This window comes from Pseudomonas sp. SWRI50, assembly GCF_014269095.1.
Classification (GTDB): domain Bacteria; phylum Pseudomonadota; class Gammaproteobacteria; order Pseudomonadales; family Pseudomonadaceae; genus Aquipseudomonas; species Aquipseudomonas kermanshahensis.
In genome coordinates this window covers 21,750-35,900 of record NZ_JABWRW010000040.1, presented here as the reverse complement: position 1 = coordinate 35,900, position 14,151 = coordinate 21,750, and the positions used below count along the sequence as shown (strand labels likewise).

Annotated in this window: 14 protein-coding genes, 4 tRNA genes and 1 pseudogene; 11 read left to right on the top strand and 8 right to left on the bottom strand. The window is 59.0% G+C overall.

The window, feature by feature from the left end; genetic code table 11:
* The first annotated feature begins 578 nt into the window (after positions 1 to 578).
* The 3 genes from HU750_RS26355 to HU750_RS26345 all read left to right on the top strand — a co-directional run bounded on the left by HU750_RS26355 (position 579) and on the right by HU750_RS26345 (position 2,610).
* Complete coding sequence (locus tag HU750_RS26355; RefSeq protein WP_027594544.1) at positions 579 to 1,214, top strand: hypothetical protein; 636 nt, start codon at positions 579 to 581, stop codon at positions 1,212 to 1,214.
* Positions 1,211 to 1,918: a nucleotidyl transferase AbiEii/AbiGii toxin family protein gene (locus HU750_RS26350; RefSeq protein ID WP_186683271.1), complete on the top strand. Its 708-nt coding sequence runs from the start codon at positions 1,211 to 1,213 to the stop codon at positions 1,916 to 1,918. Before HU750_RS26355 ends, HU750_RS26350 begins: the two co-directional genes overlap by 4 nt.
* A 92-nt stretch (positions 1,919 to 2,010) precedes the next feature.
* Positions 2,011 to 2,610, top strand: coding sequence for a hypothetical protein (locus HU750_RS26345; protein WP_238348952.1), 600 nt, complete (start codon positions 2,011 to 2,013; stop codon positions 2,608 to 2,610).
* 433 nt (positions 2,611 to 3,043) lie between these two features.
* On the opposite strand, the gene HU750_RS26340 is transcribed toward HU750_RS26345, so the two are convergent.
* Positions 3,044 to 3,289, bottom strand: coding sequence for a hypothetical protein (locus tag HU750_RS26340; protein ID WP_186683267.1), 246 nt, complete (start codon positions 3,287 to 3,289; stop codon positions 3,044 to 3,046).
* A gap of 1,351 nt (positions 3,290 to 4,640) precedes the next feature.
* Here HU750_RS26340 and HU750_RS26335 point away from each other — a divergent pair.
* Positions 4,641 to 5,006: a molecular chaperone DnaJ gene (locus HU750_RS26335; protein ID WP_186683265.1), complete on the top strand. Its 366-nt coding sequence runs from the start codon at positions 4,641 to 4,643 to the stop codon at positions 5,004 to 5,006.
* 341 nt (positions 5,007 to 5,347) lie between these two features.
* Here the strand turns inward: HU750_RS26335 and HU750_RS26330 are convergent.
* The 3 genes and pseudogenes from HU750_RS26330 to HU750_RS26320 form a co-directional block, all read right to left on the bottom strand.
* Positions 5,348 to 6,252: pseudogene (locus HU750_RS26330) on the bottom strand (Fic family protein); the annotation flags it as partial.
* 285 nt (positions 6,253 to 6,537) lie between these two features.
* A tRNA-Thr gene (locus HU750_RS26325) sits at positions 6,538 to 6,613 on the bottom strand.
* A gap of 70 nt (positions 6,614 to 6,683) precedes the next feature.
* Positions 6,684 to 7,094 (bottom strand): pilin, encoded by a 411-nt coding sequence (locus HU750_RS26320; protein ID WP_186683263.1) that lies wholly within the window; start codon positions 7,092 to 7,094, stop codon positions 6,684 to 6,686.
* A gap of 218 nt (positions 7,095 to 7,312) precedes the next feature.
* On the opposite strand from HU750_RS26320, the gene HU750_RS26315 reads away from it, so the two are divergent.
* From HU750_RS26315 to yacG, 4 genes are read left to right on the top strand one after another with little or no spacing between them, the layout of a single operon-like run.
* Entirely contained in the window at positions 7,313 to 8,521 is a 1,209-nt protein-coding gene (locus HU750_RS26315; protein ID WP_186683261.1) for a type II secretion system F family protein, read from the top strand.
* A gap of 2 nt (positions 8,522 to 8,523) precedes the next feature.
* Complete coding sequence (locus HU750_RS26310) at positions 8,524 to 9,390, top strand: prepilin peptidase (RefSeq protein ID WP_186683259.1); 867 nt, start codon at positions 8,524 to 8,526, stop codon at positions 9,388 to 9,390.
* Positions 9,390 to 10,013 carry a dephospho-CoA kinase gene (gene coaE, locus HU750_RS26305; protein ID WP_186683257.1) on the top strand — a complete coding sequence of 208 codons (624 nt, stop codon included), beginning with the start codon at positions 9,390 to 9,392 and terminating at the stop codon, positions 10,011 to 10,013. Before HU750_RS26310 ends, coaE begins: the two co-directional genes overlap by 1 nt.
* Positions 10,010 to 10,210 carry a DNA gyrase inhibitor YacG gene (yacG, locus tag HU750_RS26300; RefSeq protein WP_027594560.1) on the top strand — a complete coding sequence of 67 codons (201 nt, stop codon included), beginning with the start codon at positions 10,010 to 10,012 and terminating at the stop codon, positions 10,208 to 10,210. Before coaE ends, yacG begins: the two co-directional genes overlap by 4 nt.
* A 143-nt stretch (positions 10,211 to 10,353) precedes the next feature.
* Here the strand turns inward: yacG and HU750_RS26295 are convergent, their stop codons facing one another.
* A complete protein-coding gene (locus HU750_RS26295) occupies positions 10,354 to 11,037 on the bottom strand; it encodes an energy-coupling factor ABC transporter permease (RefSeq protein WP_186683254.1) in 684 nt (227 codons plus the stop codon).
* Between the two features lie 238 nt (positions 11,038 to 11,275).
* On the opposite strand from HU750_RS26295, the gene HU750_RS26290 reads away from it, so the two are divergent.
* The 3 genes from HU750_RS26290 (at position 11,276) to HU750_RS26280 (ending at position 13,591) form a co-directional block, all read left to right on the top strand.
* On the top strand, positions 11,276 to 11,905 hold the full coding sequence (locus HU750_RS26290; RefSeq protein WP_013970766.1) for a DUF1780 domain-containing protein: 630 nt from the start codon (positions 11,276 to 11,278) through the stop codon (positions 11,903 to 11,905).
* 132 nt (positions 11,906 to 12,037) lie between these two features.
* A complete protein-coding gene (locus HU750_RS26285; protein WP_186683252.1) occupies positions 12,038 to 12,211 on the top strand; it encodes a DUF3094 family protein in 174 nt (57 codons plus the stop codon).
* An 84-nt stretch (positions 12,212 to 12,295) separates the two neighbouring features.
* Positions 12,296 to 13,591 carry an NAD(P)/FAD-dependent oxidoreductase gene (locus HU750_RS26280; RefSeq protein WP_186683250.1) on the top strand — a complete coding sequence of 432 codons (1,296 nt, stop codon included), beginning with the start codon at positions 12,296 to 12,298 and terminating at the stop codon, positions 13,589 to 13,591.
* 308 nt (positions 13,592 to 13,899) lie between these two features.
* Here HU750_RS26280 and HU750_RS26275 read toward each other — a convergent pair.
* The 3 genes from HU750_RS26275 to HU750_RS26265 form a co-directional block, all read right to left on the bottom strand.
* Positions 13,900 to 13,975 (bottom strand) — tRNA-Lys (locus tag HU750_RS26275).
* Positions 13,976 to 13,981: 6 nt separating this feature from the next.
* Positions 13,982 to 14,058 (bottom strand) — tRNA-Pro (locus HU750_RS26270).
* Between the two features lie 4 nt (positions 14,059 to 14,062).
* Positions 14,063 to 14,138 (bottom strand) — tRNA-Asn (locus tag HU750_RS26265).
* Positions 14,139 to 14,151: the final 13 nt, after the last annotated feature.

The following is a 14,151-nucleotide window of genomic DNA, read 5'->3' as shown; positions in this document are numbered from 1 at the left end:
GAGGGGGGGTGGGATTGGGTGTTGAGGGGGTAGAAACGGTGGGGGGTGGCGGCCAGCGAAGGGCGGCGGCGAAGGGCGGCGGCGGAGAGCGGATGCGAGGATCCTTAATGGACTTCTGGTGGTCATGCATGAGTTCCTTTCGTTATGGAACTGCCACCGCTCGCGGCCAAGCAAGTTGGGGTGGCAGCAGTGCGCGGGTTGGCCGACCGGGACGAAAGGAGCCCGGCACACCCGAAGGTGTCCCGCGCACCACCGCCATAACGCAACATCGCGGGCACAAAAAAAGCGCCTGCGATGAAGACTGGGCGCTGATGCGCCTTTCGTTTCCGACCGGCCAAGGTCGCGTCGCCGATGCTTCGACGACTGGGGCAATTTATCCCTGTGAGGGGGCTATTGCAAGGTTCAGGGCTGGGTGAATGTTCGCCCTGTGCTGTAGGCCTCGCAGCGGTCACCAACTTCCTCTCGACGCTGCACCTAGCGGTTTCGAAGATTTTCATTTTCCTGCTTGCACAACAACAAATTGCATGTTCTTGTTGTCCCGTGTCCCAGGACGCGGGACAACAACAACAGGTTATGGCATGAAAGGTCAAGACATCGGTTTACTACTCAAGCTGGTTTGCCTACAACGGCATGAATCGAGCGACAGGGCTATGGCGGCCTGGCCGCACGACTGGAAAGACTGGGAGGACCTGGATGATGACCAGTTGCCTGCATACCCGGGCCAGCTACATGTTGAGATGCGTGCGTCCGCCTACACCGCCCGTGCATTGGAGCTTCAAACTGGCATAAGCAAGACACAGATAAACCTCTCTCTGAAGCATTGCATTGAGATCGGCCTGGCCAGAACCGACCGCAAGCTGGGCGTCCCTAGAGCCAACACCAAGGCGCTGTATGAGTTCATCGTCTACGGCCTGAAGTACGTGCTTCCAGCCCGTGCCGGCGAGCTGACACGTGGTATTACAACCGGCTTCGCAGCACCAGTACTGCACAAGACCTTGACCAGCGCCGGTGAACACGTGCCAGTGTGGCCATACGCCCGCGGCAATACCCTGGGTATGAAGGTCGAGCCGCTGTTCAAGACTGCGGCCGACGCAGCTCGAAAAGACCCGGAAATGTACGCCTTGTTGGCGCTGGTCGATGCCATACGGCTGGGACAGCCCCGCGAACGAAACCTTGCAGCTGAACTGCTGCAGGATCGATTGGAGTCGCTATGAGCGTTTTCAGTACCCTAAAACGCATGCTGTACGAGGTTGCCCACGCATTGGGGCCAGAGTTGCGCCAGCAGATGACCTTTGTGGGTGGTTGCACCACGGGTTTGCTCCTGACCGATGCCTTCACGCGTGAGCAAGTACGCAGCACCGACGATGTGGATCTGATCGTGCACGTCATGGGCCCCGTAGGCTTCATTCGTTTGCAGGAAGCTCTGAGCGCTCGCGGCTTCCGGGTTACCCCACAAGAAGATGACGATGACTTCCCCATTTGCGCAATGAAACTTGGCGACCTTCGCGTTGACTTCATGCCGGACGACGATTCCCTCGGGTTCAGCAACCGCTGGTACAAGGACGCAATGGCCACCTCCACAACCTATGACCTAGACGAGGGAACCACAATCAATCTGGTCAGCCCCGTGTACTTTGTGGCCACTAAACTGGAGGCATGGAAAGGGCGTGGCCGGGGAGATGCGCTGTCCAGTCGTGACATAGAGGACATCCTAAACTTGATTGACGGGCGTCCAGAGCTACAAGACGAAATCAAGTCAGCAGCCGACGAGGTACGCGACTACATCAGCCAGGAGATTGGCAAGTTGCTTCGCGATGGGAACTTTGAATATGCCGTCAACGCCCAAGCGAGAGGCGACGCAGGTCGCGAAAATCTGCTATTCGAGCGGCTGGAAGACCTCGCAGGCGACAAACACTGATGCGGATTGGTTGGACCAGTCGCCAAGGCAGAGCCAGGCTCAGCAATAACGATGCTGCAGCTTTCGGGCGCAAGGATCATCACGTGCTGGCCATGCTCGTGGATGCTGCAGAAAAAGGCGACGGGCAAGGCCTTGCCAGACACTGGTCTCGTACCGTGATCGACGTTGCGCTTAGAGAAGCGCATCAGCTGAGTCTCGCGGGATTGGTCGGCATCATGCGCGCCGAACAACAGCGACTACGCGAACAATACCTGCACGCCATCGCAAGCTATTGCTGCGTTCTCGTCGACCTGCAGCAGCAGTTGCTCCATATCGCACATGTTGGCGATTGCCTTATAGGGATCCACCGGCCGGCGGAAGCCATCAACTGGTTGAGCCGCCCACATAATCTGCAAGAGCAGGCTATCTGGCAGGCGGGGGCTTCGGGGGTTGAGGAATCACGACATCTGCTTACCCGATCTCTGAACGCGAGGCGCTTTCACTCTCCGTACTGCCTTACAACAGACCTTCCAACGGATGCGCGGCTACTACTCTGCAGTGACGGTTATTGGCATGAACACCTGCAATCGGGTACCGATCTGCAGCGTGTCAACGATGACTCAAGCGTGTTGAGCCTAGGGTATGGGGAACCGATCATCGAGCTACAGTCGGACTGCGATAACTTCTGGGATTGGAATGAAGAGCGGTGTTAGAGAGTTCGTCGCTGATCCATTCGGGAAATCCACATTTAACATTTCAAAACGTGGGGTTCCTACGCACAGTGTCTGCTCGGCCTGAGGACCAAAACTTGCTGGATCTGATCCAAGAGAACAACCAACCCTAGGCTCTGTACAAAAAGTTTTGTGGGAGCGGGCTTGCCCCGCGATGGAGTGCGAAGCGCTCCCACACCCGATATCGACTAGCGTCAAAGTCGCCGCGAATTCAGGCTTTGCTGCCGCGTTGCGGCAGATCGCGGGGCTAGCTCGCTCCCACAACGATGGATGACCATACTTTTCGTACAAAACCTAAAACTGCTTCCGTCAACGGGCCCTGCTAACGCAGCGGCCCGTTTTTTTGTGCTGTCGCTTCTACCAGATGGGGCATGGTGCCCTGGCGCACCCAGCTTCCAATACGTCCCGGCGCTTTTCAGCGGAGCAAGCTACGAATCACAACGAACAGCACTACCAAGCCCACAACCCCAGAGGCAACCAGCCAGCCCGTTGAGGCCATCGCGTGGAAAAACCCTGGGAAGAGTGGCGTCTTCTCAAGCTTCACAAGCACAAGGCAGAGCCATGGCATGAGGATGACGTAAAGCAGTGGAACATAAACGATTGTCTGAAGGACCAGTGTCAGTCCGCCAGCCCAGTCGTTCCAGTCGTGTGGTTTGGCCATGGTGTTTTCCTTTTCTTGAATGGGGTAAGTGAATTATCCACTTCCTACTACCGCAATCCTAAGTTATTGGGGCCGGAGTACCGATACAAAACCAGCCATGCAGAAACAGCGAGCCCGCGATAGGCGGGCTTTGCTAGGGGTGGTTCGCAACATTCATGGACTGCAACCAAACACTTTACTAGTGCGGAGACATACGGACGTTTGTTGGACATTAGGTCCCAGTTTTCGCGAGACTGGCCAACGGAGTGTGGTTGTCCTCAATTTCGCTGCTTTGCTGCCCTAGATTGTTGGATCGCAGTTCGCTTGCAGCGGCGCTGGGGCCGTTCGGAAACTGACGAGTAAAGAGGCCCGCGCCTTGGATAAAAGCTGGTCACTACGCACAAGGGTCAAGCCTTTGAACTGGCGTTGAAGCACCGTGAGCTGGACGGTGGAAATGAGGTGTACCGGACATGTGATTCGCTTCAGCAGACCATCACCAGGCCCTACAGGCAGGCCGCTATCAAACAGGGATCGTCGCACAGTGGCAGACGCTCTCTGACGGCCAAGGTGTTGGCGGCAATCAGCGATGATGAGACGGTGCAAACCATACTTGGTGATGCAAGTCGTGACCATTGAGCCTGTGGGATGGTTGCTCGTTGAGAGCATCGAAAAAAGCGGCACAAACAAGTAATCAACTGATACCGGAAAAACGTTATGACGGACAATGGCCCAATCGCTCAAGCTGCCTGAGCGGCGGCTTAAACTCACCCGCCACGGATGAAGGTGGCGACTCAGGACCTATCAGATCTCAAGCCGCAGAAAAGGTTACAGTCCCTGCTTGTCACATTCGATGACGTAGAAGCCCCAGAGTGTTTTTTGCCAGAGCATCACCGTATGCGGGCCCACATCCAACGCTCGCCAAACATGAACGACACTGAAGGAATACTTGGCCAGACCTACGGGTTGACTAAGGCCCTTGAGCCGCTGGGTGTTGACAAGACGATTACGTTGGGTATTTTCACCGCATGCAGGCTCACGTCGAAGCTCTACTCGCTGACCTATTGCTGCTGAGTCATCCGCAGATCTAGGTAAAGCCGACCATGGCTGCCATCGACCCGAGCCAGACCGCCGATTAGCTAATTGTTCAGCGAGCCCCTGCTAGTTCCGGCTACAAGGGCGCCGCTGTGCGCGTAGCAAACGGCAAAATCGGCCTCTGCACATCGACTTACAACCACAGCCAGGATGATGCAACCAAGTCCGAAATTGCGCGTCGTGTCGCTGCGCATAACCTGGCAGTTGGAATCCCAACCAGCGAACTGGAAGCCTTGGACGCGTCCGGCTTCAAGCTCCGCAAGTAACCGGAAAATAGACCATGGACGTTAAAGCCAATCTTCACCCCTGTGCTCATTGCGAGTGTACAGGTACATGCAGAAAGGGCGAGAATGGCGGCTCCTGCGGCTCTTGCGTAAAGCTCAATGATTTAAAAGGAATTGGGCATTTCGGGCTGCCCTGCGGGGTCTGCCATGGTATTGGACACGCAGAGCCAAGAACTGAACGGCTGAACAAACGTATTGCTCCTATCTTGGCTCTAGTGACAGTGTATTTCTTGCTGATTGGGGTATTCGCAGCTGCCCTGACGCAAAGCAGTTATTTCAGTGAAATCCTCGCGTTTGCGGCTCCGCTAATCGGTGTGATTTTGGCGTTCTACTTCACGGCTCGCAGCAGCCAACCGACATAGGAAAATCCAAATGTCTCAACCTCAACACGCAGCCCCCCCGGAGATTGCACATTTCTTGGCAGCCTGGGGCGATTCGATCTTTACCTTGGCCCTCCACGGCTCCCAGTTCCAATAGTGATCGCACGCTGGGGAAGTGGTGCCAATTTTTACCAGTGGTCGGTAGATCGTGAGCCGCGGTCGACGGTGCAGCTTGAGGCTTTCGAGCATGCCATCAGTCTTGCGCGCAAGAAGGGCTATTTGGACTGAAATAGGACAAGGGTCTACCGCGCTCATGGGCTTGCTGGTTGCTGCCATCCAGAGAACTTGGCATCGTCACATTGGTGTGGGGGTTCAGGTAGAACTCAAGGTTTGTCGAGGGGTTCTGGAATGAAACCCTGCTCCCTCAACGCCTTGATTACCCCACGCACCAAGTAGTTGTTGGAAAGCCAATTGTGTATTGCCTCGCCCCCGGATTAACCGGCAAAAGCATCCCTTGCTCTACCAAGTTTTTAATCTGATACGTTCGTTGATTGGAGGGGAGCGTAGGAAGCAATATCACTTGATTTCACTACCTTCATCTTTATCAGACTGACTAGGATCTGTTCCTCAGTCTCGGTGATCCACTCCCGACTGCGTGCAAAGCTCACCGCTGGGTGCAGAATGCATCTCGTGAGATAGGCATAGTCAGTGAGCTTGTCCACCTTCTCCAGCTCATCCCGAATACCCTGCAGCACGTAGGTACACCATGCCTCCAAGCCCGCAGTGGTACCGGAATCAGCCACCCCCAGCATGGTGTAGTAGTTGTCCCGGTCATTGCAGAACACTGCCGTGGGGTTGAGCACTCGGCCACCCGTGTTGACGTTGAAGCCGTACTTCATCAACAGCGCATAGGTAAGCAGCCTTACCACTCGCCCATTGCCATTGCCGAATGGGTGAATCCAACCGAAGTGGTGGTGCGCCAGGGCGACCTTCATAAGGGCGTATTTAGGCGAGTCGTCACGGTTGATGAAGCTGACCAACTCTTGCATGTACTGCGGCACCAACACACCGTCCGGCGGTAGATGCTCCGCCTGAGCGATCCTGACGACGCCTTCCCGGTAGGCGCCAGGCGTTTTATCGCCTTCGCGCTGCAACCCCAGGACAGTCATGGCGTGCAGCTCTCGAATCGTATGCTCTGTCAGTCTTCACCGGGTTTCATCACCTCTTCGATGTAGTCCATTGCCTTCTCGATGCTGGCAATTTCCAGCAATTGGTCGGTGGTCTCAGCGTTGCTGCAGGTCGTAGTGACAAAACTGGCGCATCTGAAAATTCTCTCTAGACGAAAAAACATTATCTAGAAAAATTCGGCCTTTACCCCAGTAAACGTTGGTCAAAACCGAATCAACAGATAACCACTATCTAGAAAGCCGTGCGACGCCAAGTGAAAAACCGCGCCCCATTAAGTCAAAAACACGCAGATCAGCAGAGTAATAACCAGGCACAAAAAAACCCGCACAAGGCGGGTTTCTTAGTGCGGCCAACAAGCGAAAAATCGCCCGCTGGCCAATCTATATGGTGCCGGAGACAGGAATCGAACCTGCGACCTTCGCGTTACGAGTGCGCTGCTCTACCGACTGAGCTACACCGGCGTGTAGCGCAACGTACCACTGCCGCAGCCGTTACGCAAACCCCTGTTTCCCTTCGTTTATTGCCCTACCCTCACGCCCCTTTGCAACCCTTTGGCGCAAGGTCTGCCTCGATGTTGGTGGTGCAGGTCCATCCGGTCGCGGAGCGGGTCAGGGTGATGGCCTTGCCAACCACGGTGGCCGGGGCATCGACCAGGGTACATTCGATCTTGCCAGTGCCGTCAACAGCCTTGCCTTCAGCCGTAATCGCGCAATGCGCCGTCGCTGGCTGGCCGCCTAGCGACCCTACATCCAGCACGTCCTTGCCTTCGTTCAAGCGCAGGTCCATGGGGGGCTTGAGTGAGGTGATCTCCAACAGCCCGGCCGCCGCCTTGGCGCGGGACTGGTGGTTGGTGTACATCGGGATGGCGATGGTCGCCAGAATGCCGATGATCGCGACGACGATCATCAGTTCGATCAGGGTGATACCGCGTTGCCCTTTCATGAACGTTTTCCTTGTTTATACGCATACACATTTGGGGTCACTCTCGACCCCAGGCTGGCAGCGGCGCAGTAGGCCTGAACAGACACCTTTTGTCACCCCTGCCCGCCTGGGCGTCACCTTCGCTGAACTACTCTAGTGAGCATCAGGGAAGCACGCCCTCTCATGGACACGGCAAGCTGTTTCCAAGCTTGTCGCTCGGGCAAAAAAAGGACCTTTGCATGAACCATTCGATACGCCTCTACGCTTGGCAGGGCACCGACGCCAATGGCCTGGCCGTCAGCGGGCAAACACCTGGGCGCAGCCCGGCTTATGTGCGCGCGGGGTTGCTGCGCCAGGGCATTCTGGTGGCCCGTTTGCGGCCGGCTGGTGGGCTGGCGTGGCGGTGGCCAAAGCGGCCGGAAAAAGCTGACCCGGCGGGCTTCAGCCGGCAGCTGGCGACCTTGCTGAAAGCCGGAGTGCCGCTGCTGCAGGCGTTCGAGGTGATGGGGCGCAGTGGGTGTGATGCGGCGCAGGCGGCGTTGCTGGTGCGATTGAAACAGGATGTGGCGTCGGGGCTGGGGCTGGCGGATGCGCTGCAGCGCCACCCGGGGTGGTTCGATACGTTGTACTGCAACCTGGTGCGGGTGGGTGAGCAATCCGGCACGCTGGACCGGCAGCTCGAGCAACTGGCGGGCATGCTGGAACAGCGCCTGGCCCTGCACAAGAAGGTGCGCAAGGCGATGATTTACCCGCTGTTGCTGCTGCTGACGGGGTTGGGGGTGTCGGCGGTTTTGTTGCTGGAGGTGATTCCGCAGTTTCAGAGCCTGTTCGCGGGGTTTGATACTGCGCTGCCGGCTTTTACGCAGTGGGTGATCGACTTGTCCACAGGGCTGGGGCGTTATGCGCCGCTGTTGCTGGTCGGTATGGCGATGCTGGGTTTGGCTGGGCGCCAGCTTTACCGGCAGCATGCGCCAGCGCGCCTTTGGATATCTCAGCGGGTGCTGGGCCTGCCGGTGTTCGGCGCGCTGCTGAGGCAGGCGGCGATGGCGCGTTTTGCGCGTAGCTTGGCAACGTCGTACGCCGCTGGGGTGCCGCTGCTGGATGCCATGGGGACGGTGGCCAAGGTGAGTGGTGGTGAGTTGCATGAACATGCGATTTTGCGGTTACGCCAGGGCATGGCCAATGGGCAGGGGCTGAACCAGGCGATGGCCACCGAGCCGCTGTTCCCGCCCCTGCTGGTGCAGTTGGTGGCCATTGGTGAATCCAGTGGCACGCTGGACACGATGCTGGAAAAAGCTGCCAGCCACTACGAGGAACAGGTCAGCCAGGCGCTGGAGCAGTTGACCAGCCTGTTGGAGCCCGCCATCGTGCTGGTCCTGGGCCTGCTGGTTGGCGGCCTGGTGGTGGCGATGTACTTGCCGATCTTCCAGCTGGGTAGCTTGATCTGAACATGACTTTATGGACCTTCCTGGCTTTGCAGCCGGCTTACTTCATCATCTTGGCGACCGTGCTGGGGCTGTTGGTGGGCAGTTTTATCAATGTGGTGGTGCACCGCCTGCCGATCATGCTGGACCGCCAATGGCAGCGTGAGGCACAGGAAGTGCTGGGGTTGCCGGTGGCCGAGCATGCGCGTTTCGACCTGTGCCTGCCGGCCTCGCAGTGCACCCAGTGTGGGCATCGGATTCGGGCATGGGAAAACGTCCCCATCCTCAGTTACCTGGCGTTGCGTGGGCGTTGCTCTGCCTGCAAGCAGCGCATCAGCGTGCGTTATCCGTTGGTCGAGCTGGGCTGTGCGCTGCTGTCGATGGCGGTGGCCTGGCGGTGCGGGGCCAGTGTCGAGGCACTGGCCCTTTTGCCGCTGACGTGGGGTTTGCTGGCCCTGAGCTTGATCGACCATGACCAACAATTGCTGCCTGACGCGATCGTGCTGCCGGGGCTGTGGCTTGGGTTGATCGTCAATTACTGCGGCGTATTGGTGCCCTTGCCCGATGCGGTGTGCGGTGCCGTGGCCGGGTACCTCACCCTGTGGACGGTGTACTGGCTGTTCAAACTGGTGACCGGCAAGGAAGGCATGGGCTATGGCGACTTCAAGCTGCTGGCACTGATCGGTGCCTGGGGGGGGTGGCAGGTGCTGCCGCTGACCTTGCTGCTGTCGTCGGTGGTGGGGGCGTTGGTGGGCGTGTTCCTGCTGCGGATGCGCAAGCATTCCATCGGCATGGCCATGCCGTTTGGCCCCTATCTGGCAATTGCGGGGTGGATTGCTGTGCTCTGGGGTGATGAAATATACGCCTCTTACCTGCAACTGCTTGGATTCTGATGACCACTGCAGCTTTCACCCCCTGGATTCTCGGCCTGACCGGTGGCATCGGCAGCGGCAAGAGTGCCGCCGCCGAGCGTTTCATCGAGCTTGGCGTGCACCTGGTCGATGCCGACCAGGCCGCGCGCTGGGTGGTTGAGCCTGGTCGCCCGGCGCTGGCCAGTATCGTCGAGCGCTTCGGCCCAGGCGTGCTGCTGGACGACGGCCAGCTCGACCGCGGCGCCTTGCGCCAGCTGATTTTCGCCGACCCGGCCCAGCGCCAATGGCTGGAAGCCCTGCTGCACCCGCTGATTGGGCAGGAGATTTTCAGCTACCTAGCCAAGGCGCAGTCGCCGTATGCGGTGTATGTGTCACCCTTGCTGATTGAGTCTGGCCAGCATCGCAAGACCCAACGCGTGTTGGTCATCGATGCCCCGCAGGCGTTGCAGGTGCAACGCACCCTGCAGCGGGACAACACCAGCCCTGAGCAGGTGCAGGCCATTTTGCAGGCCCAGCTGGCCCGCGAAGAGCGTCTGCGCCATGCCGACGATGTGGTGGTCAATGACCGCGACCTCGCGGCGCTGCACCAGCAGATCGACCGTCTGCACCACTTTTACCTGACTTTACGAGGAGGCCAGCCATGAGCCAGCCATTGACCGTCGATTGCCCGACCTGTGGCGCACCTGTGGAATGGAACGAGAAAAGCGCGTTCCGGCCGTTTTGCTCTGACCGTTGCAAGCTGATCGACCTGGGGGCTTGGGCGGCTGAGGAACACAAGATCGCGGGTTCGGAAGAGTCCGAAGATGAGCTGTATTCCGGGGACCTGGAGCCGCGGCACTAAGCCTGTGTACTGGCCCCGTGTAGGAGCGGCCTTGCGTCGCGAAAGGGCCGCTTTGCGGCCCCAGCACTATCTGTGATGACGCTGAAACTGGGGCCGCTTTGCGGCCCATCGCGACGCAAGGCCGCTCCTACAAAGGGCGGGGGTCAGTGTTCATCGTCCTTCCACGGCGCCTGCAGGTACCGCGTGCGGTTGAAGGTTTCCAGCCACTCCGGGCAAAACACCACCAGCGCACTGATCACCATGCCGTTGATGAACGCCTCGGGGAACATCATCAGCCACAGGTAGCCCACAAAGTCACTCAGCCACTCCGGCATGGCAAAACGCCCGCCCAGCCACAAGATACCCAGCCCGGCCAACAGGCACACCAGCACCGTCAGCGCCGCCGGAAAGAACCCTGAACAAAAGATATACACAAACAGGTTACGCGGTTGCGCGCGTTCGACCGCGATGGCGCACAGCTCGGTAATCAGCACCGGCAAGCCAATCAACAGCAGGCCGTTCACGCCGAGTGCCGCCAGGTCCTGACGCCCCAGCGCCAGCAACCCCAACTGAGCCATAAAGCCCCCCAGCACAGCCAGCGGCCAGTCCAGCAGCAGGGTCACAGCCGTCATGCCAATGAAGTGATACGACACGCCCGTATCGAAATCGCGCCTGACCAACCACAGGGCAAACAGGCAGAACACCGTGCCAAACAGCAGGTGCTGGCGGCGCCGGTCGGTGAACAGCTCCACCCAGCGGGCGCGGCTGGCGGCCCAGAGCAACAGTGGCACGTAACCCAGCCAGCCCAACGTGAGGCTGGTGCCCGACAACACCTGTGCACTGATCACCGGACGAATACCCCTCTCTCCCTTGTGGATAAAGGTGAGTCTACACCCATTCTCCAACTCCTCCGGCTGCGCTTAACCTGGCCTGATCTGGCGGCCGCCCTTTCTGCATGCGGATGCTTTTGCCTGGGGTTTGGCGTGGTGCATCTGCTAGGTATCGTGCAGCAGTGGCCGGTGCTGAGCTGATTTCTACGCACAAACAGCATCTTACCGTCATCGATTAGCGACTAAGCTTGTCTGCATGGATGACTCAGACTACCTGCGCCTGCTTACCATCCAGGCCGAACAAGCCAATGCTTTTCTCTCCAATGCACGCAAATGGGAGCGTGAGCGTTGGGTATGCCAACGCCTGCTGCAAGGGTTGAACATTCCCTACCGCAGCGAGGACTTCACCCCAGCCGGCCAGGAGCCGCCAGACGTGCTGTTCCGCGATGCGGCATTCGAGGTGTTTTTTGTGCTGGACGAAGGCCGCCGCCTCAACGATGAGTGGCGCGAAGAGCTGCAACGCCGGCGCAGTGCGTTTTCCCTGGCGCAATTGGTGCGCCGTGAAGCACGCCCCCGGCGTATCAGCGCGACTGAACTGCTGGGGCGGTTGGCCCCAACCTTGCGCAAGAAGGCGCACAACTACCGTGAACGTGGGCTGGAGTTGAACGAGCTGGACATCATCGCCTTCGCCAGCCTCAAGCGCGAAGTGCTCGACCTCAACACTCACTTCCCGCCGCCCACCGAATACCTGCGCCAGGGTTGGCGCTCGTTGTCACTGGTCGGGCCGACGTTCGCCCGTGTGCTTTTCGCCCACCCGGATGCGCCAGACTTTTTGCGCGGCAACCTGGGGCGCAGCATTGTGTTCGATGTGGGGATCAGTCTTTGATCCAGTGCCGAGAGTCTTTGCGATGGCGTACACTCGGCGCCAGAGATAGAAAGCATTATCATTTGTTTCAAGCGCTTGCCTGAACGCTGTAGCGTTTGCGCAGTCACAAACGTCTATCTGACGAGGCCCACCATGACCAGCCGCCTGAATCCTGAAGATCAGCGTCGTGTCGATGAGTATCTACGCGTCCCCCAGCACCAAGTCGAGCGCAGGCCCTTCCGGCCGTGGTTGCTCCTTGTACTGGTGGTGGCCGTGACCATTGGTCTGGGCCTCATAAGCCGCCTGTTGAGTGGACTGGTGCTATGAGCTGCCTTGCGCTCGCCCTACCCTCGTGCAGTTTGCGGCCGGCCCCCAGGGCCACGAATTCCGTAAACCTTATGAGATATCCCCATGACTCATCGCATCGTGATTGTCGGCGGCGGCGCCGGCGGCCTGGAACTGGCGACCCGCCTGGGTAAAAGCCTGGGCAAGCGCAAGCAAGCCGACATCACCCTGGTCGACGCCAACCTGACGCACATCTGGAAGCCGCTGCTGCACGAAGTGGCAGCCGGCTCGCTGAACTCCTCGGAAGATGAACTGAACTACGTGGCCCAGGCCAAGTGGAACCACTTCAACTTCCAGCTGGGGCGCATGAGCGGCCTGGACCGTGAAGGCAAGCAGATCCAACTGGCCGCCACCCTCGATGAAGAGGGCCGCGAGCTGGTGCCTGCGCGCACGCTGAGCTACGACACCCTGGTCATCGCCGTGGGCAGCAACACCAACGACTTCGGCACCTTGGGCGCGGCGCAGCATTGCCTGTTCCTGGACACCCGCAAGCAGGCCGAGCGTTTCCACCAGCAACTGCTCAACCACTACCTGCGCGCCCACGCCGGTGATGTGGCCAGCGAACACATCAGCGTGGCCATCGTCGGTGCCGGTGCCACTGGCGTAGAGCTGGCGGCCGAGCTGCACCACGCGGCACACGAGCTGGCAGCCTATGGCTTGGACCGCATCCAGCCCAAGGACATGCACATCACTTTGATCGAGGCTGGCCCACGGGTTTTGCCTGCGTTGCCTGAGCGCATCAGTGTGCCGGTGCACAAGACCCTGGAAAAACTGGGGGTGAAGGTGATGACCAATGCCGCGGTCAGCGAAGTGACCGCGGATGGCCTGAAAACCAAGGACGGCGAAGTGATCCAGGCCAGCCTCAAGGTGTGGGCGGCGGGTATCCGTGCGCCGGGGTTCCTCAAGGACATCGATGGGCTGGAAACCAACCGCATCAACCAGCTGGTGGTACGCCCTACCCTGCAGACCACGCGCGATGACAACATCTTCGCCTTCGGTGACTGCGCCGCGTGCCCGCAACCGGGTAGCGACCGCAATGTGCCGCCACGGGCCCAGGCCGCACACCAGCAGGCTTCGATGCTGGCGCAAAGCCTGAAGGCGCGGTTGGAGAACAAGGCGCTGCCGACTTATGAGTACAAGGACTACGGTTCGTTGGTATCGCTGTCGCGCTTCTCGGCGGTGGGTAACCTGATGGGCAACCTGATGGGCAGCGTGAAGCTGGAGGGCTGGCTGGCGCGGATGTTCTATGTGTCGCTGTATCGCATGCACCAGATGGCGCTGTACGGGTTCTTCCGTACGGCGATGATGATGTTGGGTAGCAAGATTGGGCGCGGGACAGAGCCGCGGTTGAAGCTGCACTGACAGCTAAGCCCAGCCCCTCAGGCTGGGCTTTTTTGTGGCAGATCACCCAGCCCTTGGGGCTGCGGCAAGCGGCTACCAAAACCTGTGGGAGCCGGCTTGCCGGCGATGCAGGCGCCGCGGTGCATGGCACCGGCTTCGCCGGTGTTCGCGGGGCAAGCCCGCTCCCACAATGCGTCAATTTTTAGAAATTGCGCAAGACAGTTGCTCCCAAAGGCCCCGCTTAAACAGAAACCTTAACGGGTGCTTTGTCTTGGGTTAAATTCGAGGCAAAAGAAAAAGGGCATCTCAGTCGAGATGCCCTTTTTACATGGTGGGTCGTGTAGGATTCGAACCTACGACCAATTGGTTAAAAGCCAACTGCTCTACCAACTGAGCTAACGACCCTGAAAATGGTCGGGGTGAGGGGATTCGAACTCCTGACATCCTGCTCCCAAAGCAGGCGCGCTACCGGACTGCGCTACACCCCGAGATTGGCTCCGCGACCTGGACTCGAACCAGGGACCCAATGATTAACAGTCATTTGCTCTACCGACTGAGCTATCGCGGAACTGAACTTCGGT

Excerpts from the sequence above, each read along its gene's own strand:
- yacG (WP_027594560.1), top strand. The coding sequence starts at position 10,010 with ATGAGCCAGCCATTGACCGTCGATTGCCCGACCTGTGGCGCACCTGTG.
- HU750_RS26320 (WP_186683263.1), bottom strand. The coding sequence starts at position 7,094 with ATGAAAGGGCAACGCGGTATCACCCTGATCGAACTGATGATCGTCGTC.
- HU750_RS26310 (WP_186683259.1), top strand. The coding sequence starts at position 8,524 with ATGACTTTATGGACCTTCCTGGCTTTGCAGCCGGCTTACTTCATCATC.
- HU750_RS26290 (WP_013970766.1), top strand. The coding sequence starts at position 11,276 with ATGGATGACTCAGACTACCTGCGCCTGCTTACCATCCAGGCCGAACAA.
- HU750_RS26315 (WP_186683261.1), top strand. The coding sequence starts at position 7,313 with ATGAACCATTCGATACGCCTCTACGCTTGGCAGGGCACCGACGCCAAT.
- HU750_RS26280 (WP_186683250.1), top strand. The coding sequence starts at position 12,296 with ATGACTCATCGCATCGTGATTGTCGGCGGCGGCGCCGGCGGCCTGGAA.
- HU750_RS26355 (WP_027594544.1), top strand. The coding sequence starts at position 579 with ATGAAAGGTCAAGACATCGGTTTACTACTCAAGCTGGTTTGCCTACAA.
- coaE (WP_186683257.1), top strand. The coding sequence starts at position 9,390 with ATGACCACTGCAGCTTTCACCCCCTGGATTCTCGGCCTGACCGGTGGC.
- HU750_RS26340 (WP_186683267.1), bottom strand. The coding sequence starts at position 3,289 with ATGGCCAAACCACACGACTGGAACGACTGGGCTGGCGGACTGACACTG.
- HU750_RS26350 (WP_186683271.1), top strand. The coding sequence starts at position 1,211 with ATGAGCGTTTTCAGTACCCTAAAACGCATGCTGTACGAGGTTGCCCAC.
- HU750_RS26345 (WP_238348952.1), top strand. The coding sequence starts at position 2,011 with ATGCTCGTGGATGCTGCAGAAAAAGGCGACGGGCAAGGCCTTGCCAGA.
- HU750_RS26335 (WP_186683265.1), top strand. The coding sequence starts at position 4,641 with ATGGACGTTAAAGCCAATCTTCACCCCTGTGCTCATTGCGAGTGTACA.
- HU750_RS26285 (WP_186683252.1), top strand. The coding sequence starts at position 12,038 with ATGACCAGCCGCCTGAATCCTGAAGATCAGCGTCGTGTCGATGAGTAT.